Origin of the sequence: Bradyrhizobium sp. CCBAU 53340, assembly GCF_015291645.1 — a bacterium.
Taxonomy (GTDB): domain Bacteria; phylum Pseudomonadota; class Alphaproteobacteria; order Rhizobiales; family Xanthobacteraceae; genus Bradyrhizobium.
In genome coordinates this window covers 6,767,324-6,788,646 of sequence record NZ_CP030055.1, presented here as the reverse complement: position 1 = coordinate 6,788,646, position 21,323 = coordinate 6,767,324, and the positions used below count along the sequence as shown (strand labels likewise).

General features: G+C 64.0%; 19 protein-coding genes and 1 tRNA gene. 10 read left to right on the top strand and 10 right to left on the bottom strand.

From position 1 onward, the window contains the following. Window positions 1-368: 368 nt before the first annotated feature. Complete coding sequence (locus XH89_RS32080; protein WP_026312114.1) at window positions 369-1,292, bottom strand: LysR family transcriptional regulator; 924 nt, start codon at window positions 1,290-1,292, stop codon at window positions 369-371. 5 nt (window positions 1,293-1,297) lie between these two features. After that, entirely contained in the window at window positions 1,298-2,263 is a 966-nt protein-coding gene (gene trxB, locus XH89_RS32075; protein ID WP_194464307.1) for a thioredoxin-disulfide reductase, read from the bottom strand. Between the two features lie 266 nt (window positions 2,264-2,529). Between trxB and XH89_RS32070 the strand changes: the two genes are divergently transcribed. Beyond that, a complete protein-coding gene (locus tag XH89_RS32070; protein ID WP_122401062.1) occupies window positions 2,530-3,009 on the top strand; it encodes an Lrp/AsnC family transcriptional regulator in 480 nt (159 codons plus the stop codon). A gap of 369 nt (window positions 3,010-3,378) precedes the next feature. Here XH89_RS32070 and greA read toward each other — a convergent pair whose 3' ends face one another. From greA to XH89_RS32055, 3 genes are all read right to left on the bottom strand, one after another. Next, window positions 3,379-3,852, bottom strand: a complete 474-nt coding sequence (gene greA / locus XH89_RS32065) for a transcription elongation factor GreA (RefSeq protein ID WP_018318257.1) — start codon at window positions 3,850-3,852, stop codon at window positions 3,379-3,381. A 205-nt stretch (window positions 3,853-4,057) separates the two neighbouring features. Continuing rightward, the gene (gene carB / locus XH89_RS32060; protein ID WP_194464306.1) at window positions 4,058-7,522 is read right to left on the bottom strand and encodes a carbamoyl-phosphate synthase large subunit; all 3,465 of its coding nucleotides are present in this window, start codon (window positions 7,520-7,522) and stop codon (window positions 4,058-4,060) included. Window positions 7,523-7,664: 142 nt separating this feature from the next. Further along, window positions 7,665-8,834, bottom strand: a complete 1,170-nt coding sequence (locus XH89_RS32055; protein ID WP_194464305.1) for an MFS transporter — start codon at window positions 8,832-8,834, stop codon at window positions 7,665-7,667. Between the two features lie 112 nt (window positions 8,835-8,946). Between XH89_RS32055 and XH89_RS32050 the strand changes: the two genes are divergently transcribed. Beyond that, entirely contained in the window at window positions 8,947-9,318 is a 372-nt protein-coding gene (locus XH89_RS32050) for a helix-turn-helix transcriptional regulator (protein ID WP_194464304.1), read from the top strand. A 114-nt stretch (window positions 9,319-9,432) separates the two neighbouring features. Here the strand turns inward: XH89_RS32050 and XH89_RS32045 are convergent. Continuing rightward, window positions 9,433-9,508: transfer RNA gene (locus XH89_RS32045), tRNA-His, on the bottom strand. A 54-nt stretch (window positions 9,509-9,562) separates the two neighbouring features. After that, on the bottom strand, window positions 9,563-10,264 hold the full coding sequence (locus XH89_RS32040) for a class I SAM-dependent methyltransferase (RefSeq protein ID WP_194464303.1): 702 nt from the start codon (window positions 10,262-10,264) through the stop codon (window positions 9,563-9,565). A 104-nt stretch (window positions 10,265-10,368) separates the two neighbouring features. Between XH89_RS32040 and XH89_RS32035 the strand changes: the two genes are divergently transcribed. Beyond that, the gene (locus XH89_RS32035) at window positions 10,369-10,893 is read left to right on the top strand and encodes a Dps family protein (RefSeq protein ID WP_194464302.1); all 525 of its coding nucleotides are present in this window, start codon (window positions 10,369-10,371) and stop codon (window positions 10,891-10,893) included. Between the two features lie 120 nt (window positions 10,894-11,013). On the opposite strand, the gene XH89_RS32030 is transcribed toward XH89_RS32035, so the two are convergent. Beyond that, a complete protein-coding gene (locus XH89_RS32030) occupies window positions 11,014-11,535 on the bottom strand; it encodes a cupin domain-containing protein (RefSeq protein WP_194464301.1) in 522 nt (173 codons plus the stop codon). 111 nt (window positions 11,536-11,646) lie between these two features. After that, the gene (gene carA / locus XH89_RS32025; RefSeq protein WP_194464300.1) at window positions 11,647-12,837 is read right to left on the bottom strand and encodes a glutamine-hydrolyzing carbamoyl-phosphate synthase small subunit; all 1,191 of its coding nucleotides are present in this window, start codon (window positions 12,835-12,837) and stop codon (window positions 11,647-11,649) included. Window positions 12,838-13,066: 229 nt separating this feature from the next. Here carA and XH89_RS32020 point away from each other — a divergent pair, with 229 nt between their 5' ends. The 6 genes from XH89_RS32020 (at window position 13,067) to XH89_RS31995 (ending at window position 17,789) form a co-directional block, all read left to right on the top strand. Next, the gene (locus tag XH89_RS32020) at window positions 13,067-13,522 is read left to right on the top strand and encodes a GatB/YqeY domain-containing protein (RefSeq protein WP_194464299.1); all 456 of its coding nucleotides are present in this window, start codon (window positions 13,067-13,069) and stop codon (window positions 13,520-13,522) included. A 132-nt stretch (window positions 13,523-13,654) separates the two neighbouring features. Further along, window positions 13,655-14,791: an epoxide hydrolase family protein gene (locus XH89_RS32015; RefSeq protein ID WP_194464298.1), complete on the top strand. Its 1,137-nt coding sequence runs from the start codon at window positions 13,655-13,657 to the stop codon at window positions 14,789-14,791. 3 nt (window positions 14,792-14,794) lie between these two features. Continuing rightward, complete coding sequence (locus tag XH89_RS32010; RefSeq protein ID WP_194464297.1) at window positions 14,795-16,405, top strand: acyl-CoA synthetase; 1,611 nt, start codon at window positions 14,795-14,797, stop codon at window positions 16,403-16,405. Window positions 16,406-16,414: 9 nt separating this feature from the next. After that, on the top strand, window positions 16,415-16,882 hold the full coding sequence (locus tag XH89_RS32005; protein ID WP_194464296.1) for a MarR family winged helix-turn-helix transcriptional regulator: 468 nt from the start codon (window positions 16,415-16,417) through the stop codon (window positions 16,880-16,882). Between the two features lie 95 nt (window positions 16,883-16,977). Then, on the top strand, window positions 16,978-17,346 hold the full coding sequence (locus XH89_RS32000; protein WP_194468698.1) for a nuclear transport factor 2 family protein: 369 nt from the start codon (window positions 16,978-16,980) through the stop codon (window positions 17,344-17,346). Window positions 17,347-17,348: 2 nt separating this feature from the next. Beyond that, window positions 17,349-17,789 carry a hypothetical protein gene (locus XH89_RS31995; protein ID WP_194464295.1) on the top strand — a complete coding sequence of 147 codons (441 nt, stop codon included), beginning with the start codon at window positions 17,349-17,351 and terminating at the stop codon, window positions 17,787-17,789. A 149-nt stretch (window positions 17,790-17,938) separates the two neighbouring features. Here XH89_RS31995 and XH89_RS31990 read toward each other — a convergent pair whose 3' ends face one another. Next, window positions 17,939-20,167: an ATP-binding protein gene (locus XH89_RS31990; RefSeq protein WP_194464294.1), complete on the bottom strand. Its 2,229-nt coding sequence runs from the start codon at window positions 20,165-20,167 to the stop codon at window positions 17,939-17,941. Window positions 20,168-20,410: 243 nt separating this feature from the next. Here XH89_RS31990 and XH89_RS31985 point away from each other — a divergent pair, with 243 nt between their 5' ends. Continuing rightward, the gene (locus tag XH89_RS31985) at window positions 20,411-21,184 is read left to right on the top strand and encodes a DUF2189 domain-containing protein (RefSeq protein WP_194464293.1); all 774 of its coding nucleotides are present in this window, start codon (window positions 20,411-20,413) and stop codon (window positions 21,182-21,184) included. The last annotated feature ends 139 nt before the right edge of the window (window positions 21,185-21,323 follow it).

The window sequence follows — 21,323 nt, the reverse complement described above, 5'->3', positions numbered from 1 at the left end:
TTGGCTCGCGATGACGAAGTCAGCCTAGCGCGCGCAAAAATCCGAGGTCCCCGGATGGGGGCCTTTTTTCGAGATGATTGCGCACGACTTCGTGATCATTTGGAAATGATGAGGGGTATACCCAGAACTGTCAATACTCGCGGAAGGCGAACGCTTGTTTGGACAGAAAAAAAGCCGGACCCGAAGGGCCCGGCTTAGGTATTGGCCACGTGAGGCCGACACAATCACCTTCCAAGAGGGATTACTGAACTCCCGCGCCACTGGAGGAGGGGGACAAATGCGCAACGCGAAGGCTCAGCGTGTAACCAGTATGAGCTTGACGAGCGCCATGCAGCAACAGCCGAGGTCGCATGTCAGACATGCGGAAATCAGGACGGCCAGCGCTGCGCCTTGCTCACCACGAAGTCGCGGAACACTTGCACGCGTGCGACCGTCTTCAACTCCTCGGGATAGACGAAGTACGTGTCGAGCTGGATCGAATCCGACTCGCCGAACAGCTGCACGAGCTTGCTCTGCTCCTCGACCAGATAGTCGGGCAGGGCGGCGATACCGAGGCCCTGCTGACAGGCGCGGACGAGGCCGAGGATGTTGTTGACCTTGAAATAGGCCTCGCGCGGACCCGAGCCGTTGCGCGCAGCTTCGACCAGCCAGTTGCGGTTCTGCAGATGCGGCGCGAAGTTGCCGTCCGAGAGCGTGATGATGCGGTGGGAGTCGAGCTCCTCCAGCGTGCGCGGCGTGCCGAAGCGCTTGATGTATTCCGGCGAGCAATAGGCGTGGAAGCCCATTGCGAACAGCTTGCGCTGGATGAGATCCGGCTGCGTCGGCTTGCGGGTGCGGATCGCGACGTCGGCCTCGCGCATCGACAGGTCGAGCTCCTCGTCGGTGACGATCAGCGAGATCCGGATTTCCGGATACAGCGCAGTGAACTCGCCGAGCCGCGGGATCAGCCAGTTGATGCCGACGCCGGGCGTGGTGGTGATCTTGAGATCGCCGCTCGGCCGCTCGCGGCTGTCGGTCAGTTTCGCGCGCGCCGCCTGCAGCTGCATGAACACGTCATGCGCGGTGCGGAACAACAGGTCGCCCTGTTCGGTGAGGATCAGGCCGCGGGCGTGGCGGTGGAACAGCGAGACCGAGAGCTCCTGCTCCAGCGCCGAGACCTGGCGCGAGACCGCCGATTGCGACAGGCCGAGCTGCTCGCCCGCATGCGTGAAGCTGCCCGCTTCCGCCGCCGCGTGAAACACCTTCAGCTTGTCCCAGTCCATATCCGTGAATCCGTCGCGTGTTCGGGGCATGATCGTTATTCCGCTGCCGCGCGCTCGCTGGCGCGCAGGGCCAAGAAACGTTCGGCTTCGAGTGCGGCCATGCAGCCGAGGCCGGCGGCCGTCACGGCCTGGCGATAGGTTTCGTCGGCGACGTCGCCGGCGGCGAACAGGCCGGGCACCGAGGTCGCGGTCGAGTTCGGGGCGACCTCGACATAGCCCGACGGTTTCAACTTGATCTGGTCCTTCACGAGATCGGTCGCGGGCGCGTGGCCGATGGCGATGAAGACACCGTCGGTCTTCACGTCCCTGAGCGCGCCGGTCTTGACGTTCTTCAGCCTGACATGGGTGACCTTGTTCGGGTTCTCGGTGCCGCAGATCTCGTCGACGGCCGAATCCCAGATCACTTTGATCTTCGGGTGCTTGAACAGGCGCTCCTGCAGGATGCGCTCGGCGCGGAAGTGATCGCGGCGGTGCACGATCGTGACCTGCGAGGCATGGTTGGTGAGGTACAGGGCCTCCTCGACCGCGGTATTGCCGCCGCCGACCACCACGACCTCCTTGTTGCGGTAGAAGAAGCCGTCGCAGGTGGCGCAGGCCGAAACGCCGCCGCCCTGGAATTTTTGTTCAGAAGGCAGCCCGAGCCAGCGCGCCTGCGCGCCGGTGGCGAGGATCACGCTGTCGGCGAGATAAACGTCGCCGGAGTCGCAGGTGAGGCGGAACGGCCGCTGCGAGGTGTCGAGCTTGATAACCAGGTCGGTGACGATCCTGGTGCCGACATGGACTGCCTGCTTCTCCATCTGTTCCATCAGCCAGGGACCCTGGATGACGTCGGCGAAGCCCGGATAGTTCTCGACGTCGGTGGTGATGGTGAGCTGGCCGCCCGCCTGCATGCCCTGGATCAGGATCGGCTCGAGCATCGCGCGCGCGGCGTAGATCGCGGCGGTGTAGCCGGCGGGGCCGGAGCCAATGATGACGACCTTTGCATGAATAGGAGCGGACATTTCGATGGACGCCTTTCACGGGGGATTTGCAGCGCGGGCGCGGAAAGTGCCGGGAGGCCTCGCGGAGGCGCTGAAATATCAGAGCTAATCTAAGCCTTCTGGTGAGCTATGCAAGAATTGCATTCCCAATCAGCGGATTTTTCCAACAAGGAACAAAAGTCGCTTGCGCTGCACGCGCAATAAAATTGCTCATTTGCTGCAGACTGGGTTATGAGGATTGCGACAGACCCACCCGATACCGCCTCAAGGCCAGGAGTTCCAATCACGTGTCGCGGAACCTAGACGAGATCGACCTCAAAATTCTCGCCGAGATCCAGGCTGACGGTCGAATCACAAATGTCGAGCTGGCCAAACGCGTCGGCATCTCCCCGCCGCCCTGCCTGCGCCGTGTCCGGGCTCTGGAGGAGGAAGGCTATATCCACGGCTATCGCGGCCTCTTGGACGCGCGGAAGCTCGGCTTCGACGTCACTGTGTTCGCCGCAGTGCACCTCTCCAGCCAGGCGGAAGCGGATTTGCGAGCCTTCGAGGAGTTCGTCCGTGCCGAGCCGCTGGTGCGGGAATGCTGGATGCTGTCGGGCGAGGTCGATTTCATCCTGAAATGCGTCGCCCCCGACATGGCAACGTTCCAGGATTTCGTGACGCACCTGACCGCAGCACCACACGTGCGCAACGTGCGCACATCGCTGGTTCTGCATAATTCGAAATACGAGGCGGCGGTGCCGCTGGAGGTGAAGGGAAGACGGTAGGGCGCCGATCGGCCTATCGGGTGCAAGGCCTGCGGTGCTGAGCACCGCAGGGGGAGCCTCGAAGGATGAACGGCCCGCATGTATCAACGTGCGGCAATAGTCGGGCCGTCGCCCTTCGAGGCTCGCCGAAGAGGCGAGCACCTCAGGATGACGGTGATGTAGTTGGGCGCGCTGCTCCTACCTCGTCATTGCGAGGAGCGCTTGCGACGAAGCAATCCAGAGTGTCTCCGCGGTGGCAGTCTGGATTGCTTCGCTGCGCTCGCAATGACGGTTGGTGCGAGCGCTGCTTTATTTGCACAAGCACCACGCCGAAACAAAAAGGCCGCTCGACGCGCGGCCTTTTCAAACGTCAGTGGCAGAGGCAAGTCCTTACCGCCACTCCACCTTGGTGATCTCATAGGCCTTGGCGCCGCCGGGTGCGTTGACCTCGACGGTGGAGCCCTTCTTCTTGCCGATCAGCGCGCGCGCCAGCGGCGAGGTGATGGAGATGCGGCCCTTCTTGGCATCGGCCTCAACTTCGCCGACGATCTGCCACACCGTCTTCTTCTCGGTGTCCTCGTCGACCAGGGTCACGGTGGCGCCGAACTTGATGGTGTCGCCGGAGAGCTTGGAAATGTCGATGATGTCGGCGCGCGCAAGCTTGTCCTCGAGCTCGGCGATCCGGCCCTCATTGTGGGACTGTTCTTCTTTCGCGGCGTGATATTCGGCGTTTTCCGACAGGTCGCCATGCGAGCGCGCTTCCGCGATATGCTCGATGATGCGCGGACGGTCCTCGGACTGGCGCTTCTTCAATTCTTCCCCGAGCGCGGCAAAGCCGCTCGCGGTCATCGGAACCTTTTCCATCGCTTCTCTCGTTCTCCAGTCGTGCGCCCCAAAACGAAGGGCGCCGCAACCTTGATTCGTCACTGCTCCCGGCGCTGAACACGCGGCCGCCGGAGCGTTATGTGGGTCCGGCGCCGGAACAGAACAACCACATGGCCGGACAGTTCCTCCGGCCATTGTGGCTTCATTGCCAATCACTTAGCGGAGGCTTTGCCGCCGCCAACGATCAGGTTTCCGAAAAGTAGCTCTGCAGGGTACGAACCTCAAGGTCCCCGCCCAGATAGGCGCGGATGCCCTGCGCGGCCGCCACGGCCCCGGAAAGAGTGGTGTAATACGGCACTTTATGCAAGAGGGCCGCGCGCCGCAGCGAACGGCTGTCGGCGAGCGCCTGTGGGCCTTCCGTGGTGTTGAGAACGAGCTGGACGTCGCCATTGGTGATGGCGTCGACGATATGCGGCCGTCCCTCCAGCACCTTGTTCACCTTCTCGGCCGGGATGCCCTGATCGGTGAGGAAGCGCGCCGTGCCCGAGGTCGCCAGCACCTTGAAGCCGAGCGAATGCAGCTGGCGCACGGCATCCGCAATGCGGACCTTGTCGCTCTCGCGCACCGAGACGAACACTGTCCCCTTGCGAGGTACCCGCGTGCCGCCGCCGAGCTGGCTCTTGGCGAAAGCGACCTCGAAGTTGCGGTCAATGCCCATGACCTCGCCGGTCGAACGCATCTCGGGCCCGAGTACCGTGTCGACGCCGGGGAAGCGGGCGAACGGGAAGACCGATTCCTTCACGCCGACATGCTTGAGATCCGCCTTCTTCAGCTTGAAGTCGGCGAGCTTCTCGCCGGCCATGATGCGCGCGGCGATCTTGGCAACCGGCGTGCCGATCACCTTGGCGACGAACGGCACCGTGCGTGAGGCGCGCGGATTGACTTCGAGCACGTAGATCTCGCCGTCCTTGATTGCGTATTGCACGTTCATCAGGCCGACGACGTCGAGGCCGAGCGCGAGCTCGCGCGTCTGCCGCTCGAGCTCCGCAATCATCTTGGCATCAAGCGAATGCGGCGGCAGCGAGCAGGCAGAGTCGCCGGAATGGATGCCGGCTTCCTCGATGTGCTCCATGATGCCGACGATGAACGTGTCCTTGCCGTCGCAGAGGCAGTCGACGTCGATCTCGGTGGCATCGGACAGATAGCGGTCGAACAGCAGCGGGTTCTTGCCGAGCACGGTGTTGATCTGCCCGGTTTTGTCGTTCGGGTAGCGCGCCTTGACGTCGGCCGGCACCAGCTCCGGCAGCGTGCCGAGCAGGTAGTCGTTGAGCTGGTTCTCCTCGCGGATGATCTGCATCGCGCGGCCGCCGAGCACGTAGGACGGGCGCACCACCAGCGGCAGGCCGAGATCGGCGGAGACGAGACGGGCCTGCTCAACTGAATAGGCGATGCCGTTCTTGGGCTGCTTCAGGCGGAGCTTGTCGAGCACGCGCTTGAAGCGGTCGCGGTCTTCGGCAAGGTCGATGGCGTCGGGCGAGGTGCCGAGGATCGGCACTTCGGCAGCTTCGAGCGCCCGGGCGAGCTTCAGCGGCGTCTGGCCGCCGAACTGCACGATGACGCCATGCAGCGTGCCGTTGCTGCGCTCCTTGGCGATGATCTCCAGCACGTCTTCGGCGGTGAGCGGCTCGAAATAGAGCCGGTCTGCCGTGTCATAGTCGGTCGATACCGTTTCCGGGTTGCAGTTGACCATGATCGATTCATAGCCGGCGTCATGCAGCGCGAAGCAGGCGTGACAGCAGCAATAGTCGAACTCGATGCCCTGGCCGATGCGGTTCGGGCCGCCGCCGAGGATGATGACCTTCTTCTTGTCCGAGGGCGTGCTCTCGTCCGCGTCGCTGCCTGCAAACGGCGACTCGTAGGTCGAGTACATATAGGCCGTGGGCGAGGCGAACTCGGCTGCGCAGGTGTCGATGCGCTTGTAGACCGGGCGGACGCCCACCGCGTGGCGCTTGGCGGTGATTTCGGCCTCGGTCGTTTGGGCGAGCACTGCAAGCCGCGCGTCGGAGAAGCCCATGGTCTTGAGCGTGCGCATGCCGAAGGCGTTGCCGGGCAGGCCGTGCTTCCTGACCTTGTCCTCCATGTCGACGATGCCGCGCATCTCGCCGAGGAACCATGGATCGATCTTGCAGGAGTTGAAGATGTCCTCGTTCGACCAACCCAGTCGCATGGCTTGCGCGACCTGAAGGATACGGTTCGGTGTCGGCGTGCCGAGCGCAGCGCGGATCGCGTTCTTGTCGTCGTCGCGGCCCAGCCCCTCGATCTCGATCTCGTCGAGGCCGGTCAGCCCCGTCTCGAGCCCGCGCAGCGCCTTCTGCAGGCTCTCCTGGAAGGTGCGGCCGATCGCCATGACCTCGCCGACCGACTTCATCGAGGTTGTCAGCGTGGAGGAGGCGCCGGGGAATTTCTCGAAGGCGAAACGCGGGATCTTGGTGACGACGTAGTCGATCGTCGGCTCGAACGAGGCCGGCGTCGCGCCGCCGGTGATGTCGTTGGCGATCTCATCGAGCGTGTAGCCGATCGCGAGCTTGGCCGCGACCTTGGCGATCGGGAAGCCCGTCGCCTTCGAGGCCAGTGCGGACGAACGCGACACGCGCGGGTTCATCTCGATCACGACCATGCGGCCGTCTTCGGGATTGACGCCGAACTGCACGTTGGAGCCACCGGTCTCGACGCCGATCTCGCGCAGCACCGCCAGCGAGGCGTCGCGCATGATCTGGTATTCCTTGTCCGTCAGCGTCAGCGCCGGCGCCACCGTGATGGAATCGCCGGTGTGCACGCCCATCGGGTCGAGGTTCTCGATCGAGCAGACGATGATGCAATTGTCTTTCTTGTCGCGCACCACCTCCATCTCGTACTCCTTCCAGCCGAGCACGGATTCTTCGATCAGCACTTCGTTGGTGGGAGACGCGTCAAGGCCGCGCTCGATGATGTCGAGGAACTCTTCCTTGTTGTAGGCAATGCCGCCGCCGGTGCCGCCCATGGTGAAGGAGGGGCGGATGATCGCGGGCAGGCCGATCTCGGACAGCGCCATCATGGCCTGGCCGAAAGCGTATTCCTGGTAGCGCTTGCGGCGGTCGCTCTCGCCGAGCGTCCATTGCCGGTCGAGCTCTTCGAGCGCTGCGCCCGACAGCTTCTCGCGTTCGGCGTGGTATTTGTCGCGGAAGGACTTCTTCAGCTCGGAAGCATTGGCAAGGCGCGACTTCGGCGTCTCGAGCCCGATCTTGGTCATGGCCTCGCGGAACAGCTGGCGATCCTCGGCCTTGTCGATGGCGTCGGCCGTGGCGCCGATCATCTCGACGTCGAACTTCTCCAGCGTGCCCTGCCGGCGCAGCGACAGCGCGCAGTTCAGCGCGGTCTGGCCGCCCATGGTCGGCAGCAGCGCGAAGCCGCCGGGAATGACGTGACGTTCCTTCTCGATGATCTTGGCGACGATCTCGGGCGTGATCGGCTCGATATAGGTCGCATCGGCCAATTCCGGGTCGGTCATGATCGTGGCCGGATTGGAATTGACGAGGACGATGCGGTAGCCCTCTTCCTTCAGCGTCTTCACCGCTTGCGTGCCCGAATAGTCGAACTCGCAGGCCTGGCCGATCACGATGGGGCCGGCGCCGATGATCAGGATGGTGGAGATGTCTGTACGTTTGGGCATCAACTCTCGCCGGACTGGATTTTGGGCACAAAAAAAGGGCGCGCTGCCGCGCGTCCCCTGAGCCGAGAGCGCGGGGTCTTCCCTCGCGCGCGGGTGGGTCTTAGACCAGTTTTCGGGGCGGCGAAACCCCGAAAAATGCCCATCAACCGGCAATTTTGACGGGTTTTGGCCGGGCCTGCCAGCCGCGGGCGAGATGCACCAGAAGCGAGGCGGCAACGCTCGATCCGCCGATCCAGCCGAGATCGTCAGGCGAGAGGGTGGCCAGCACCGCGCCCCCTACGGCCCCGCCGATGGCAAAGCCCAGATACATCGCGGAGGCATTGAGCGAGAGGGCGATCATCCAGGCCTGCGGCTCGATCCGGATGATGCTGGCGATCTGGGCCGGGTAGAACGCCCAGCCCGAGAGGCCCCAGAGGAAGATCGCGGCCAGCACCGCGTAGTAGGCCTGACCCGGCATCAGCTTCAAGACCAGCGAATGCAGGATCAGTGCGCTCGCCATGCCCGCGAGCCCCAGGGCCGCGGTCGTGAGCGTTCCCAGGCGGTCCGCCAGGATGCCGCCCAGCATGTTCCCGATCGCGGCCGCGCCGCCAAACACCAGCAGCGCCAGGCTGATCTGGGAGGCATCGAAGCCGAGGCCGCGCAGCGGGACTGCGAAATAGGTGAATACGGTGAAGCCGCCGAGCGCCCATAAAATCGTGATGGCAAGGGCGATCACGACATTGCCATGGCGCGCCACCGCCAGCCTTTCGCTGAGCGAGGCCGTGTTGCGCGGCAGGCCGCGGGGCAGGCCGAGCAGCAGGCCTGCGAGCGCGACGGTGCCGATCACCGCAACCATCGCGAAGGTCGCGCGCCAGCCGAGCAGGCTGCCAACGAGATTGCCGAGGGGCACGCCGATGACGGTCGCAACCGTGAGGCCCGAGGTCACCAGCGCCACGGCGCGGCCGCGGCGTTCCGGCGAGGCGACAGCAACCGATACGGCGAGCGCCGTCGGCATGCACAGCCCGGAACCCAGCGCCATTAGCATCCGCGAGGCCAGAAGCAGCGAATAGTTCGACGCCACCATCGCCGCCAGATTTCCGGCGATGAAGGTCGAGAGCGCGAGGGCCAGCACCGTCCGACGATCGATGTTGTTCAGCGCCACCGCCAGGATCGGCGACCCCACGGCATAGGTGAGGGCGTAGGCGGTGACCAATTGGCCGGCGGCCGGCACCGAAATCGAGAGATCATTGGCGATCGCGGGCAAAAGCCCCGCAATGACAAAGCCTTCAGTGCCGATTGCGAAGGCCCCAAGGGCCAGCCAGAACACGCTCATGGTCCAAAATCCTATGTTCAATGTTTATTGAACTATCAAAGAAGACGATTCGGGAGTCAATTGGTTCAAGAACTATTGAACATTGCGCTCGCGTCGCTATGATTCGCAGGTCATGAGCCGCACGCCGCCCCACCCCACCCGCGAGCAGATCGAGCTGCCCCTGGTTCTGGATTGTCTGAGCGATCCGATCCGGCTCGCGATCGTCTATCAGCTCGCCCAGCAGGAACGTGTCAGCAGCGAACTTTGCTGCGGCGACTTCAATGGGCTCGCCGGCAAGTCGAACCTCACCTATCACTTCGCAAAGCTACGCGATTGCGGGCTGATGCAGACGCGCGTGGCGGGCACGAACCGCTTCATGCGGCTGCGGCGAGAGGACCTCGAGGCGCGCTTCCCCGGCCTGCTCGATGCCGTGCTCAAATCAGCGGCGAAGGACGCGGACAGGCTTCAGCTTGTTGCGGAGTGTGAGGTGGTTGAGGCGGGGTGAGGACTGCGGATCCAGTCCGTCTTCGCTTGCGCTTCGCTCCAGCTACGCCGGACACGCCTCGCCCCTTCAGGCCTTGCGTGGCTGCGCCACGCGTAGCCCCGAAGGGGCGAAGCGTGGAGGCCCGGCCTGGATTTGAACCAGGATGAAGAGCGATGCACCGCTCTCGCGTAGACGCTTCCGCCACCGGGCCGCGGCGATCATGTCCGATCGGGGTGCGACAAGCCACCTCAGGTGGTCGTTATGCTTAACGGACCAGAGGCGGCCGCGCGATGAAGGTCATGCGCCAGCGGTTGTGGCCGATATTGGTGTTGGCGCGCTGGCTGGCGAAGCCCGCCGCCTTCAGCTTGGCAGCGATCTCGTCCTCGCTGTAGCGCTGCAGCCCGATGCGCGAGCGCAGATGGCGATAGTCCGACAGCGCGGTGCTGACGAGCCCGATCAGCGCATCCTTCAGGAATCCGTGACGCAGGCCGAAGGAGAGCAGCGCAGTCACGTCTCTGAACATGCCGACATGCGGCTGGAGAATATCGCCGAGCACGAGCTTGCCAGATGGCTTCAGGATCCGCCTGGCATTGATGAGCGCGGCATCGAGCTCCTCCGCCGTCATGTATTGCGCGACCGAGTTCATCACGATGAGATCGATGGACTGGTCCTGCATCTTGCGGACGTCATCGAGCGAGCGGACGCGGATCTTGGTGTTCGGGGCAAAACGCGCGATCAGCCGGCCGCGCACACCGGGCGCGGGCTCAGCCAGGATCAGCTGACCACAGGCAGCCGCAACCTCGTTCGCCGATAGCGCCTCGCCGCAGGCATAGTCGAGCACCGTCGCGTCGGGCGAGGTGATGTAGCCGATGATGTCCCGCGCAATGATCTGGAAGTGCAAGTCGCGATGCAGCTTGCTGACATAGATCGTATGCGTCGAGTCGTAATAATCGATCCAATCGTCCATGGTATCCCGCCCGGCGGTTCCTACCGAGGAACTGCATTGCCCGCCTTGCGTTAGGGGTGCGACGGCGCGCCGTCAATGTCCGCGTCCTAACAGGAAGGTTTCCCGTGAGCAAAGCCCCCAGCAAGGTCTCGCCCGATCTCGATACCCCCACCGATCTGCAGCCCCAGGCGGTCAACAAGGTTTCCGAGGCGCTCAACGTGCTTCTGGCCGACGCATTCGCGCTGTACCTCAAGACCAAGAATTTCCACTGGCACATCAGCGGTCGGCATTTCCGGGATTACCATCTGCTGCTGGACGAGCAGTCCGAGCAGGTCTTCGCCACCACCGACCAGCTTGCCGAGCGCGTCCGCAAGATCGGCGGCACCACGCTGAAGTCGATCGGCCAGGTCGCAAAGCTCCAGACCATCAAGGACAACAACGAGGACTACGTGCCCCCGCGCGAGATGCTGCGCGAGCTGATGCAGGACAACAAGCATGTCGCGGCGGCCATGCGCAAGGCGCACGAGGTCTGCGACGATGCCGGCGATGTCGCCAGCGCCAGCATCCTCGAAGTCTTCATCGACGAGACCGAGCGGCGGACGTGGTTCCTGTTCGAGGCGACACGGCAGGAAGGTAGCAACGCGGCGTAGGGAATCCTCGTAGGGTGGGCAAAGCGAAGCGTGCCCACGCATTTTTCGCGGTCGATAGATATCGTGGGCACGGCGCGCAAGAGCGCGCCTTTGCCCACCCTACGGGCATCGCGCTTGTCGCTACCGCCACAGCCGCATCAACGCGCCGTGCGTGCCCGTCACCGGATCGGCCGGGGGCAATGCAACTTTCGGAATCGTCTTCAGCGCCTTGGCATGGTTCTCCGGCGTCGCGCGCGTGATCTCCATTTTCGCACCCGGCGGATAAGCGCCGATCACGCAGAAATCCTCGCTCGCCTTGATGCATTGATGTCCTGTGCCGGCCGGCAAAATCGCGACATCACCGGCTTTGATCTCCAGCTCCTGGCCGTGATCGCCGCCGAAGCGAACGCGGGCGTGGCCGCGCGCGACGCCGAGCACCTCATGCACGGTCGCGTGGTAATGCAGATAGTCGTAGACGCCGTTACGCCAGGTACCGCCCCAATTGTTGGTTTCGAACAGGTTTTCGATGGTCTGCTCGGGCTGCTTCGGATCGAGCGTAACTGCGCCCTGGTAGACCAGGAATGGCAGGATGTTGTTCGGCACGAGCCCGTCATCCTCGAACACGATGGCGAGCGGTTCGGCATAGTCGCGGACGACGGACATGACAGGCTCCTGCACGGGCGTAGCAGGGTTCAACGGATGGCGTAAGGCGACGTTCCTTGACGAAAAAGCCCGGGCATGGCCCGGGCTTTTTGAATGCACCGCGATAGTACCTTACGCGCTCTTCTTCTGCCGCATCAGATCGGCAAAGCGCTGGAACAGATAGTGCGAGTCGCGCGGGCCGGGCGAGGCCTCGGGGTGATACTGCACCGAGAACACTGGCCTGCCGTCGAGCTGGATGCCGCAATTGGATCCGTCGAACAGGGAGATGTGGGTCTGGGTCGCGCCCTTTGGCAGCGTCTTCTCGTCTACCGCGAAGCCATGGTTCATCGAGGTGATCTCGACCTTGCCGGTGGTCTCGTCCTTGACGGGATGATTGGCGCCGTGATGGCCCTGATGCATCTTCTTGGTTCTGGCGCCGACGGCAAGACCAAGCATCTGGTGTCCGAGACAAATGCCGAAGGTCGGGGTGCCCGACTTGATGACGTCCTGGATCACAGGCACGGCATACTTGCCCGTCGCGGCCGGATCGCCCGGACCGTTCGACAGGAATACGCCGTCCGGCTTCATCGCCAGGATGTCTTCGGACGAGGTCGTTGCCGGCACCACCGTCACCTTGCAGCCAACGCCGGCGAGCAGGCGCAAAATATTGCGCTTGATGCCGTAGTCGATGGCGACGACGTTGAACTCGGGCTTGTCCTGGCGGCCAAAACCCTTGTCCCACAGCCAGGGCGTCTCGTCCCAGGTGAAGCGCTGGCCCGAGGTGACCATCGGCACGAGGTCCATGCCTTCGAGGCCGGGCCATTCGCGCGCTTCCTCCTTCAGGCCATGCAGGTCGAACTGCCCGTCCTTGGCGTGCGCGATCACGGCATTGGGCATGCCCTTGCTGCGGATCAGCGCGGTCAGCGCGCGGGTGTCGATGCCGGAGAGGCCGATGATGCCGCGCGCCTTGAGCCAGGCGTCGAGATGCTTGGTGGCGCGGTAGTTCGAAGGATCGGTGATCGCGGTGCGCAGGATCACGCCGCGCGCGCCGGGCGTCGCGGCCATGTTCACCGTCTCGATGTCTTCCTCGTTGGTACCGACATTGCCGATATGCGGGAAGGTGAAGGTGATAAGCTGGCCGGCATAGGAGGGATCGGTGAGGATCTCTTCATAGCCGGTCATCGCGGTGTTGAAGCAGACTTCGCCGACGGCTTGGCCTTCGGCGCCGAGACCGAAGCCTTCGAGCACCGTGCCATCGGCAAGCACGAGGAGCGCGGTCGGTTTATGGTCCGGCCAGGCGGGATCGTTGTCATGTTGTGTCATGAGCCCGCTTCATAAGCCCCCTGCGGGCGCCCGTCAAAGCGGGAAACGCCGGATTCACATGCGTTTTTGCATATTTGACAGGTCCCCTCAGGGACTTAGGTTGGGTCCTGAAATTTTGCGCCGTTTTGGCCGTCAGGCGGGAAACAATGAACCCCCGTGACAAGGTCCGCTATGGCCTCTTTCCCGCGAACGGCTTAGATCAGGGCCATGGATTGAGAGGATCACGATCATGCTGCGCGACGACATCAACAATGCGGTCAAGGAGGCCATGAAGGCCAAGGACGAGCGCAAGCTCTCCACGCTGCGCATGGTCAACTCGACCATCAAGAACGCCGACATCGACGCCCGCGGCAAGGGCAAGCCGCCGCTGTCCGACGCCGATTTGCTCGCCGTGCTGCAGAAGATGATCAAGCAGCGCCAGGAGGCGGTCGAGCTCTACGACAAGGGCGGCCGCGCCGAGCTCGCGGCACAGGAGCGGGAAGAGATTGCGGTGATCTCGGCCTACCTGCCGAAGCAGATGGCCGACGACGAGGTGAAGAAGGCGATCTCGGCTGCCATCACCGAAACCGGCGCCGCCGGCATGAAGGACATGGGCAAGGTGATCGCGGTGCTGCGCGCCAAGTACGCGGGCCAGATGGATTTCGGCAAGGCCAGCGGCCTGGTGAAGGCCGCGCTGTCGGGCTAGGCCCGTCATTCCGGGGCACGCGAAGCGTGAACCCGGAATCCATCGTGCCGCTGAATCTGTTGCTCAATGGATTCCGGGCTCGCGCCAAGTGGCGCGCCCCGGAATGACAAGAAGAAGCTGGGAAGGTCGCCGATGTCCGCCATCAAGCCGTTCCGCATCGCCATCAGCGACGACGTCCTCGCCGACCTCAAATCGCGCCTCGCCCGCACGCGCTGGCCGGAGGCCGAGCTGGTCGATGACTGGAGCCAGGGCGCGCCGTTGAAATGGATTCAGGAGATCTGTGCTTACTGGGCCGATGGCTACGACTGGCGGGCGCGTGAAGCCAAGCTCAACCGCTTCGAGCAGTTCACCACCGAGATCGACGGGCTCGACATCCACTTCCTTCATGTCCGTTCGAAGGAAGCCAATGCGCTGCCGCTGATCGTCACTCACGGCTGGCCCGGCTCGATCGTCGAATTCCAGAAAGTGATCGCGCCACTGGTCGATCCCGCCGCACATGGCGGCAATCCAGCTGATGCCTTTCACGTGATCTGCCCCTCGCTGCCGGGTTTCGGCTTCTCTGCAAAACCCAAAACCACCGGCTGGGGCGTCGATCGCATCGCCGCGACCTGGGCCAAGCTGATGGACCGGCTGGGTTATGCGCGCTACGGCGCGCAAGGCGGCGACTGGGGTTCGGCGGTGACGACCTCGCTCGGCGCGCAGGACCCGGAGCATTGCGCCGGCATCCACATCACGCTCGCCTTCAACACGGCGCCGAAGGTCGAGGGCGAGCCGACGCCGGAGGAGAAGCGCGCGCTCGCCGGCCTCAAGCATTATGTCGATCTCGACTCCGGCTATTCAAAGCAGCAATCGACCCGGCCGCAGACGCTCGGCTATGGCCTCACGGATTCGCCGAGCGGGCAGGCCGCCTGGATCCTGGAAAAGTTCTGGGCCTGGACCGATTGCAACGGCCATCCCGAAAACATCTTCACCAAAGACGAGCTGCTCGACAACGTCATGCTCTACTGGACCACGGAGACGGCGACGTCGTCCGCGCGGCTCTACTGGGAGAGTTTTGGCAAGCGCCGCACGACGCCGGCTGTGAAGGTGCCAACCGGTGTTGCGGTGTTTCCCAAGGAGATCATCACGCCGGTGCGGCGCTGGATGGAGCCGAGTTTTCTGGATATCACGCATTGGAGCGAGATGGAGAAGGGTGGGCACTTCGCCGCGTTCGAGCAGCCGGAGCTGTTCGTGCGCGATGTCAGAAAGTTCTTCGCGACGGTGCGGTGAGCCATGCTGACAGAAGCCGCAACCTACGACGAGCTCTATCGCAATTTCCGCTGGGACATCCCGGCGCGCTTCAACATCGCGGAGGCGTGCTGCGATCGCCACGCCGACGGCACCGGCCGGCTGGCGCTGGTTTATGTCGACGAGATGGGTACCGTCACGCGCACCTCCTTCGACGAGGTCGCGGAGATGTCGCGCCGCTTCGCCAATGTGCTGAAGGCCGACGGCCTTGCGCGCGGCGACCGTGTCGCGGTGTTTCTGTCGCAATCGCTGGAGCTGCCGATCGCGCATCTGGCGGCATTCCGCTCCGGGCTGATCTCGATCCCCCTGTTCGCGCTGTTCGGCGAGGATGCGCTGGAATTCCGCCTGTCGAACTCGCAGGCGAAGGCGATCATCACGGATGAGGCGGGCTGGGAGAAGCTCACGAAAATCCGCGATCGGCTGCCGTATCTGCAGGACATCTACATCACGAGCGGCGCCGTCCACGCCGGCGCGAAACCGTTCTGGTCGGCCATCGAAACCGCGTCCGAAGATTTTGCCAATGTCGACACCTCCGCCGACGATCCCGCGCTGATCATCTACACCTCGGGTACGACGGGCAATCCGAAGGGCGCGCTGCATGCGCACCGCGTCGTGCTCGGGCATCTGCCCAATGTCGAGATGTGCCACAACTTCCTGCCGCGGCCCGGCGATCTGATGTGGACGCCGGCGGACTGGGCCTGGATCGGCGGCCTCATCAACGGCCTGTTCGCGTTCTGGTATCACGGCATCCCGCTGGTGGGACATCGCGCGCGAAAGTTCGAGCCGCAGGCGGCGATGCAGATGATGGCCGATCTTTCCGTCCGCAACGTGTTCCTTCCGCCGACCGCGCTCAAGCTGATGCGGCAGGCCGGCGTGAAACATCCCGGCGTGAAGCTGCGCAGCATCTTTACCGGCGGTGAATCGCTGGGCGGCGAACTGCTCGGCTGGGTGCGCGAGACGTTTGGCATCGATGCGCATGAAGTGTTCGGCCAGACCGAGTGCAATCTCGTGATCGGCAGCAACTCCAATCTGTTTCCGATCCGGCCCGGTTCGATGGGCAAGGCGACCCCAGGCTTCGACGTTCGCATCGTCAACGATCAGGGCGAGGAGCTGCCCCGCGGCCAGCGCGGCATCATCGGCGTACGCCAGCCATGCCCCGTGACCATGCTCGAATATTGGCGCAATCCGGAAGCGACGGCGAAGAAATATGCCGGCGAATTCCTGCTGACGGGTGATCTCGGCGTGCAGGATGAGGACGGCTATTTCTGGTACGTCAGCCGCGAGGACGACGTCATCACCACTGCCGGCTATCGCGTCGGCCCGTCCGAGATCGAGCATACGCTGATGAAGCACCCGTCGGTGGCGATGGCGGCGGTGGTCGGCATCCCCGATCCGATCAGGACGGAATCGATCAAGGCCTGGATCGTGCTGCGTCCGGGCTTTGCTCCAAGCGATGCGCTCGCGCGCGAGATCCAGGAGTTCGTGAAGGTGCAGCTTGCGGCCCACGAATATCCGCGCTTCGTCGAATTCGCCGAGACCTTGCCGATGACGGCGACTGGAAAGGTGCTGCGGCGCGAGCTGCGGGCGAGGGGGTAGCTTCCAAGAATGCCAAAAACATCTCAAGCCGCGGGGCTTCATCGCGCCTCCCTTGCGAAGCTCGACGATCTCGATGCCGCGCTGGAGCTCATGTATTACGGCTGGCGCGGCATGACGCTCGAAGCCGACGACTATCTCGCCAGGCAGGGCCTGTCGCGCTCGCACCATCGTATTCTCTATGTCGTGGCGCGCCGGCCCGACATCGCGATCGGCTCGCTGATCGATATCCTCGGCATTTCCAAGCAGGCCCTGAGCCGGCCGCTCAATCTCCTGCTGGAGCGCAAGCTGCTGACGTCGCAGCGCTCGCCCGAGCAGCATCGCTCCAAGCTGTTGCGCCTGACGGCCGCGGGGCAGCGGATCGAGCAAACGGCATCGGGCCACGAGCGCAAGGTCATGCGCGAAGCGTTTGACCGTGTCGGGGCCCGCGGCGCGGCGGCCTGGATGGCCGTGATGGAGACGATTGCCGACAACAACTGATCGGTTCTCAAGTCAATAGTATTGACATGAGGCGCGGGCTTTGCCACCTTCCCGGACCACGAGCCGGGGAGGGCCGCGCCGTGAGCGGACAGGATATGGGCGCAGGGAAGATGGATCGCGCCGCTGCCGAGCGCTTCGTCGCGGCATGGCATGCGAATTGGTGCAAGGTCGACATCGACGCGGTCGTCGCGCATTTTGCCGAGAATGCCGAGATGCGCAGTCCCCTGGCCCTGTCGCTGACCGGTTCGCCTGTCGTCAAGGGCGCCGAGAAGATCCGCGCCTATTGGCGCGAGGCCTATGGTCATGTCGAAAGCGCTGACCTGAAGATCTTGAGCTGGAGCTGGGACGAGGTGATCGCGCGGCTGACGGTGTGGTGGCGGCTTGGCGATACCAGAGCCAGCGAGTTCATGGATTTTGACGATGCGGGCCGTGTGGTGCGCAGCGAGGCCTTCTACGGAAAATGATCATGCACCTTTCGGATTTCGTCCTGCTCTTCAACGCGCTCTGGTTTGGCGGTGCCTTCATCCAGTTCAGCATTGCGCAAGCCAATACGCTGAAGATCCTGCTGCCGCGGGAAGAGCGTAGCAATCCGATCGCGCCGACCCTGGCGGCCAGCGTGGCCTTCCTGGGCGGGATGAATCTGCCGATCGGGCTTTTGTCGCTTTACCTCCTGGCCGTGCGTCCGGCTTTCTTCCAGCCGGCAGAGGCGCAGCTTGCGCTGTTCCTGTTCTTCGCCGCCTGTCACTTCAGCCAATTCGCCTACAACGTCCCCGTGCTGATGCGCGGCGGACGTGTCGGCGTGGCGTACTGGCCGGTGCTGAAGGGCCCGATGCTCAGGATCTTCGTCATCGATGCGGCGCTGTTTGCGGCCAATCTCGGCGTGGCGCTGCTGCTCGCGTCGCGCTAATAACGCATGATCCGGACCCGGAGGGCCGCGTCAGCGCAAAGTGCGCAGCGGCTTTCCCTCGCGACAAACGCGGAACGCGTTTGCGCGGAGATCATGCGCAAAACAACAAGCTGAAGCGCGATGACGATCTATCCAAATCTCATCGCGCTTCAGCGCGGCGACGCCGACAATGCGGACCGCAGCATCGCGGCGAGGTCCTGCCGCTTGAACGGTTTCGTCAGAATACGGGCGTCGACCCCCTCGGGTGTCTTGACGGGATCCTGGCTGTAGCCGGACGTGAACAGCACTTTGAGGCCGGGACGCAAGGCAGTCGCTTGCCGCGCAAGCTCCGGCCCGAACATGCCGCCGGGCATGACGACGTCGGTGAAGAGCAAATGGATGTCCCCGGGCTGGCGCAACACATCCAGCGCCGCGGGCCCGCTCGACGCCGCGATGACGCGATAGCCCAGCGTCCTGAGCTCACTCTCGACATAGGCTCGCACCATGTCGTCGTCCTCGACGACGAGAATGGTTTCGCTTCCGTCGGGGGCGATGACCTGTGCCGGCGGCGCCGGTTCCTCGTTGTGCGTCGCGGCGACGCGGGGGAAGAACAGCCTGACGACGCTGCCGCGCCCCGGTTCGGACTGCAGCTGCACGAGACCGCCGGACTGCTGCGCGAATCCGTAGACCATGCTCAGGCCGAGCCCTGTGCCCTTGCCGACCTCCTTGGTGGTGAAGAACGGCTCGAATGCGCGATCGGCGACGTCCGCTTCCATGCCGCAGCCGGTATCCGTCACGGCCACCATGACGTAGTCCCCCGGGTGCGGCTCGCCGTCGACGTCGAGCTCGAAGTGATCGAGCGAGCTATTGCGAACCTCGACCGTCAGCTTGCCGCCGTCGGGCATCGCGTCGCGTGCATTGAGCACGAGATTGAGCAGGGCGGTTGCCAGCTGGCCGGGATCGACGCTGGTCAGCCACAAATCGGGTCCGAACGCGAAGCTGCACTCGATGTGCTCGCCGAGCGACCGCCGCAGCAGCTGCTCCATGCTGACGACCTTCTCGGCAATGTCGATCTCGCGCGGCCGCAAGGGCTGCTTGCGCGCAAAGGCGAGCAGGCTGCGTGTCAGGTCCGAGCCGCGCTCGGCGGCGGTTGCGATGTCGGCGGCGATCCGCTGCAATTCCTTGTCGCCCGCCAGCCTGTCGGCAAGATGCTCGGAGTTGCCGAGAATGACGGTGAGCAGATTGTTGAAATCGTGCGCCACGCCGCCGGTGAGCTGGCCCATGGCTTCCATCTTCAGGGACTGACTGAGCTTGTGACTGAGGTCCGCGATGGCGACGCGCTGATGTTCGAGCGACTCGGCAGTGCCGTTGAGCAGGGCCATCAGCCCGCCCAGCTCGCCGCTCGGATGCGGCGGCGGAATGCGTGCGCTGAGGTCGCCAAGCCCGAGCCGCTTCGCCATCGCGGCCAGCCGTCCCACCTGGCGTCCAACGCTGACGGTTGCAAGGATCCAGATGCCGGCGAGCAGCAGCAGGGAGGCCACTGCGAGGATTGCCATGTCCTCGTAGAGCCTGCGGTTCGTCGCCCCGACCAGTCCGTCCTTGGAACGTCCGACCAGGATGTAGAGGCCGGCCTTTCGGATCGAGGGCGAGCGGGCGACGGCCCAGACCTGCTTGCGGCCCTGGCGGTCGGTCACCTCGCGAGAGGCCTCGCCATCGGGCGCTACGGCGAAGCGGAACAGGTCGGTCCCTGCGATCGACGCGCCGACGGGCTCGCTCCAGCCCCCCGTCTTGGGGGCGACGAGGATCGTCCCTTTACTGTCGGTGAGCATGATCTCCTTCTCGGCCAGCAAACGCTTGTCGTGAAATTCCGCGAATTTGTTCAGGTTGAACGAAGCGAGCAGCACGAATTTCAGCGCGCCGGCGTCCGATCGCACCGGGTAGGCGATCTGGAGCACCGACGTTCCGGTCAGGCGACCGAACACCGGCTCAATCGCGACGGCGCCCTGCGAGACCTTTGCCTGGTTGAAATAGGCACGATCATTCAGATCGAGCGTGCGGTTGGTCCGGAGCGAGTCGCAGAACAGGCTGCCGTCGGGATCGATGGTCAGGATTCCCGTGAACTGCGGATATTCTTCGCGGACATCGGATAGAAATGCCGAGCAAGCCGCCTTGTCGCGCGTGTCGAGGTCGCGGGCTCGGGCGAGGCCGTAATCAAGCTGCGCGGTGCCCTGAATCTTCTCGTCCAGATCGCTGGCGATGTCGTCTGCCGATGCGGCCAGATTGGCCAAGGCTGCATCGATCTCGGAGGTGCGATTCTGCACGAAACGCAAGCCGACGAGGCTCGCCGGCACCAGCATGGCCGCGATGACGAGGATCAGTAACCGGGTACGCAGGCTCATCGGTGGGGCAGGTCCGCTGTTCGCGCGCGTCGCTGGAAGGTACAATTTTGCGGCACGTTCGTCTGTCCAGTCCATAGCTATCGGAGCGAAAACCGCACTGAAGGTGAAGATTCCGCCACGCGTGCATCGGGGGCGCCGGTACAATCTTCCCCGTTGCCCGGCATGAGTTGCGCACGCGCGCAGTGGCGCTAATATCTGAAACTGCGTGCGACGAAAGATCGCGCTGAAAGTGGGAGGAAGCTGATGTCCATCTCGGGCAAGGTCGATCCTGTGGTGCGTCCCGTCGCGGCGCCCGATATCGCCGAGGCGGTGGTTGAGGGCCTGCGCGACTTCCAGGCACTGCCGCTCTACGGGCTTTGCTTCGGCGCGCTCTACGCCGCCGGCGGCATCACCATCATCCTCTGTCTCACCGCCTTCGGCATGGTCTATCTCGTCTATCCGCTCGCCGCGGGCTTCGCGCTGATCGGGCCATTCGTTGCCATCGGTCTCTATGAGGTGAGCCGCCGCCGCGAGCGCGGCGAGCCGGTGTCCTTTGGCGCGATCTGGTCGGCGATACGTTCGCGCAGCGAGATCGGCTGGATGGCCTTCGTCACGCTGTTCGTGTTCGTGATCTGGATGTACCAGGTGCGGCTCCTGATCGCGCTCTTGCTTGGCCTGCACGCCTCGTTCTCGAGCCTTCAGGAATTCATGACGGTGGTGCTGACGACCAATGAGGGTCTGCTGTTCCTCGCCATCGGCAACGCGGTCGGCGCCGTGTTGTCACTGATCCTGTTTTCGCTGACGGTGGTGTCGTTTCCACTGCTGCTCGACCGCGAGGTCGATTTCGTCACTGCCATGGTGACGAGCGTGCGCGCGGTGGTGACGAGCCCGCTGCCGATGATCGGCTGGGCGGCGGTCATCGTGATGCTGCTGATCGTGTCGGCGCTGCCGTACTTCCTCGGCCTGGTGGTGACGCTGCCCGTGCTCGGACATGCCACGTGGCACCTTTATCGGCGGCTGGTGGTGCCGGTGCCGTAGTCGTTCTGGCGGGACCCATTACCGCAGGGGGCAGTGCCGTAGGGTGGGCAAAGGCGCCCTTGCGCCGTGCCCACCACCTCTCAAAATAGCATGAGTTCGTGGGCACGCTTCGCTTTGCCCACCCTACGATGCTCCTTCC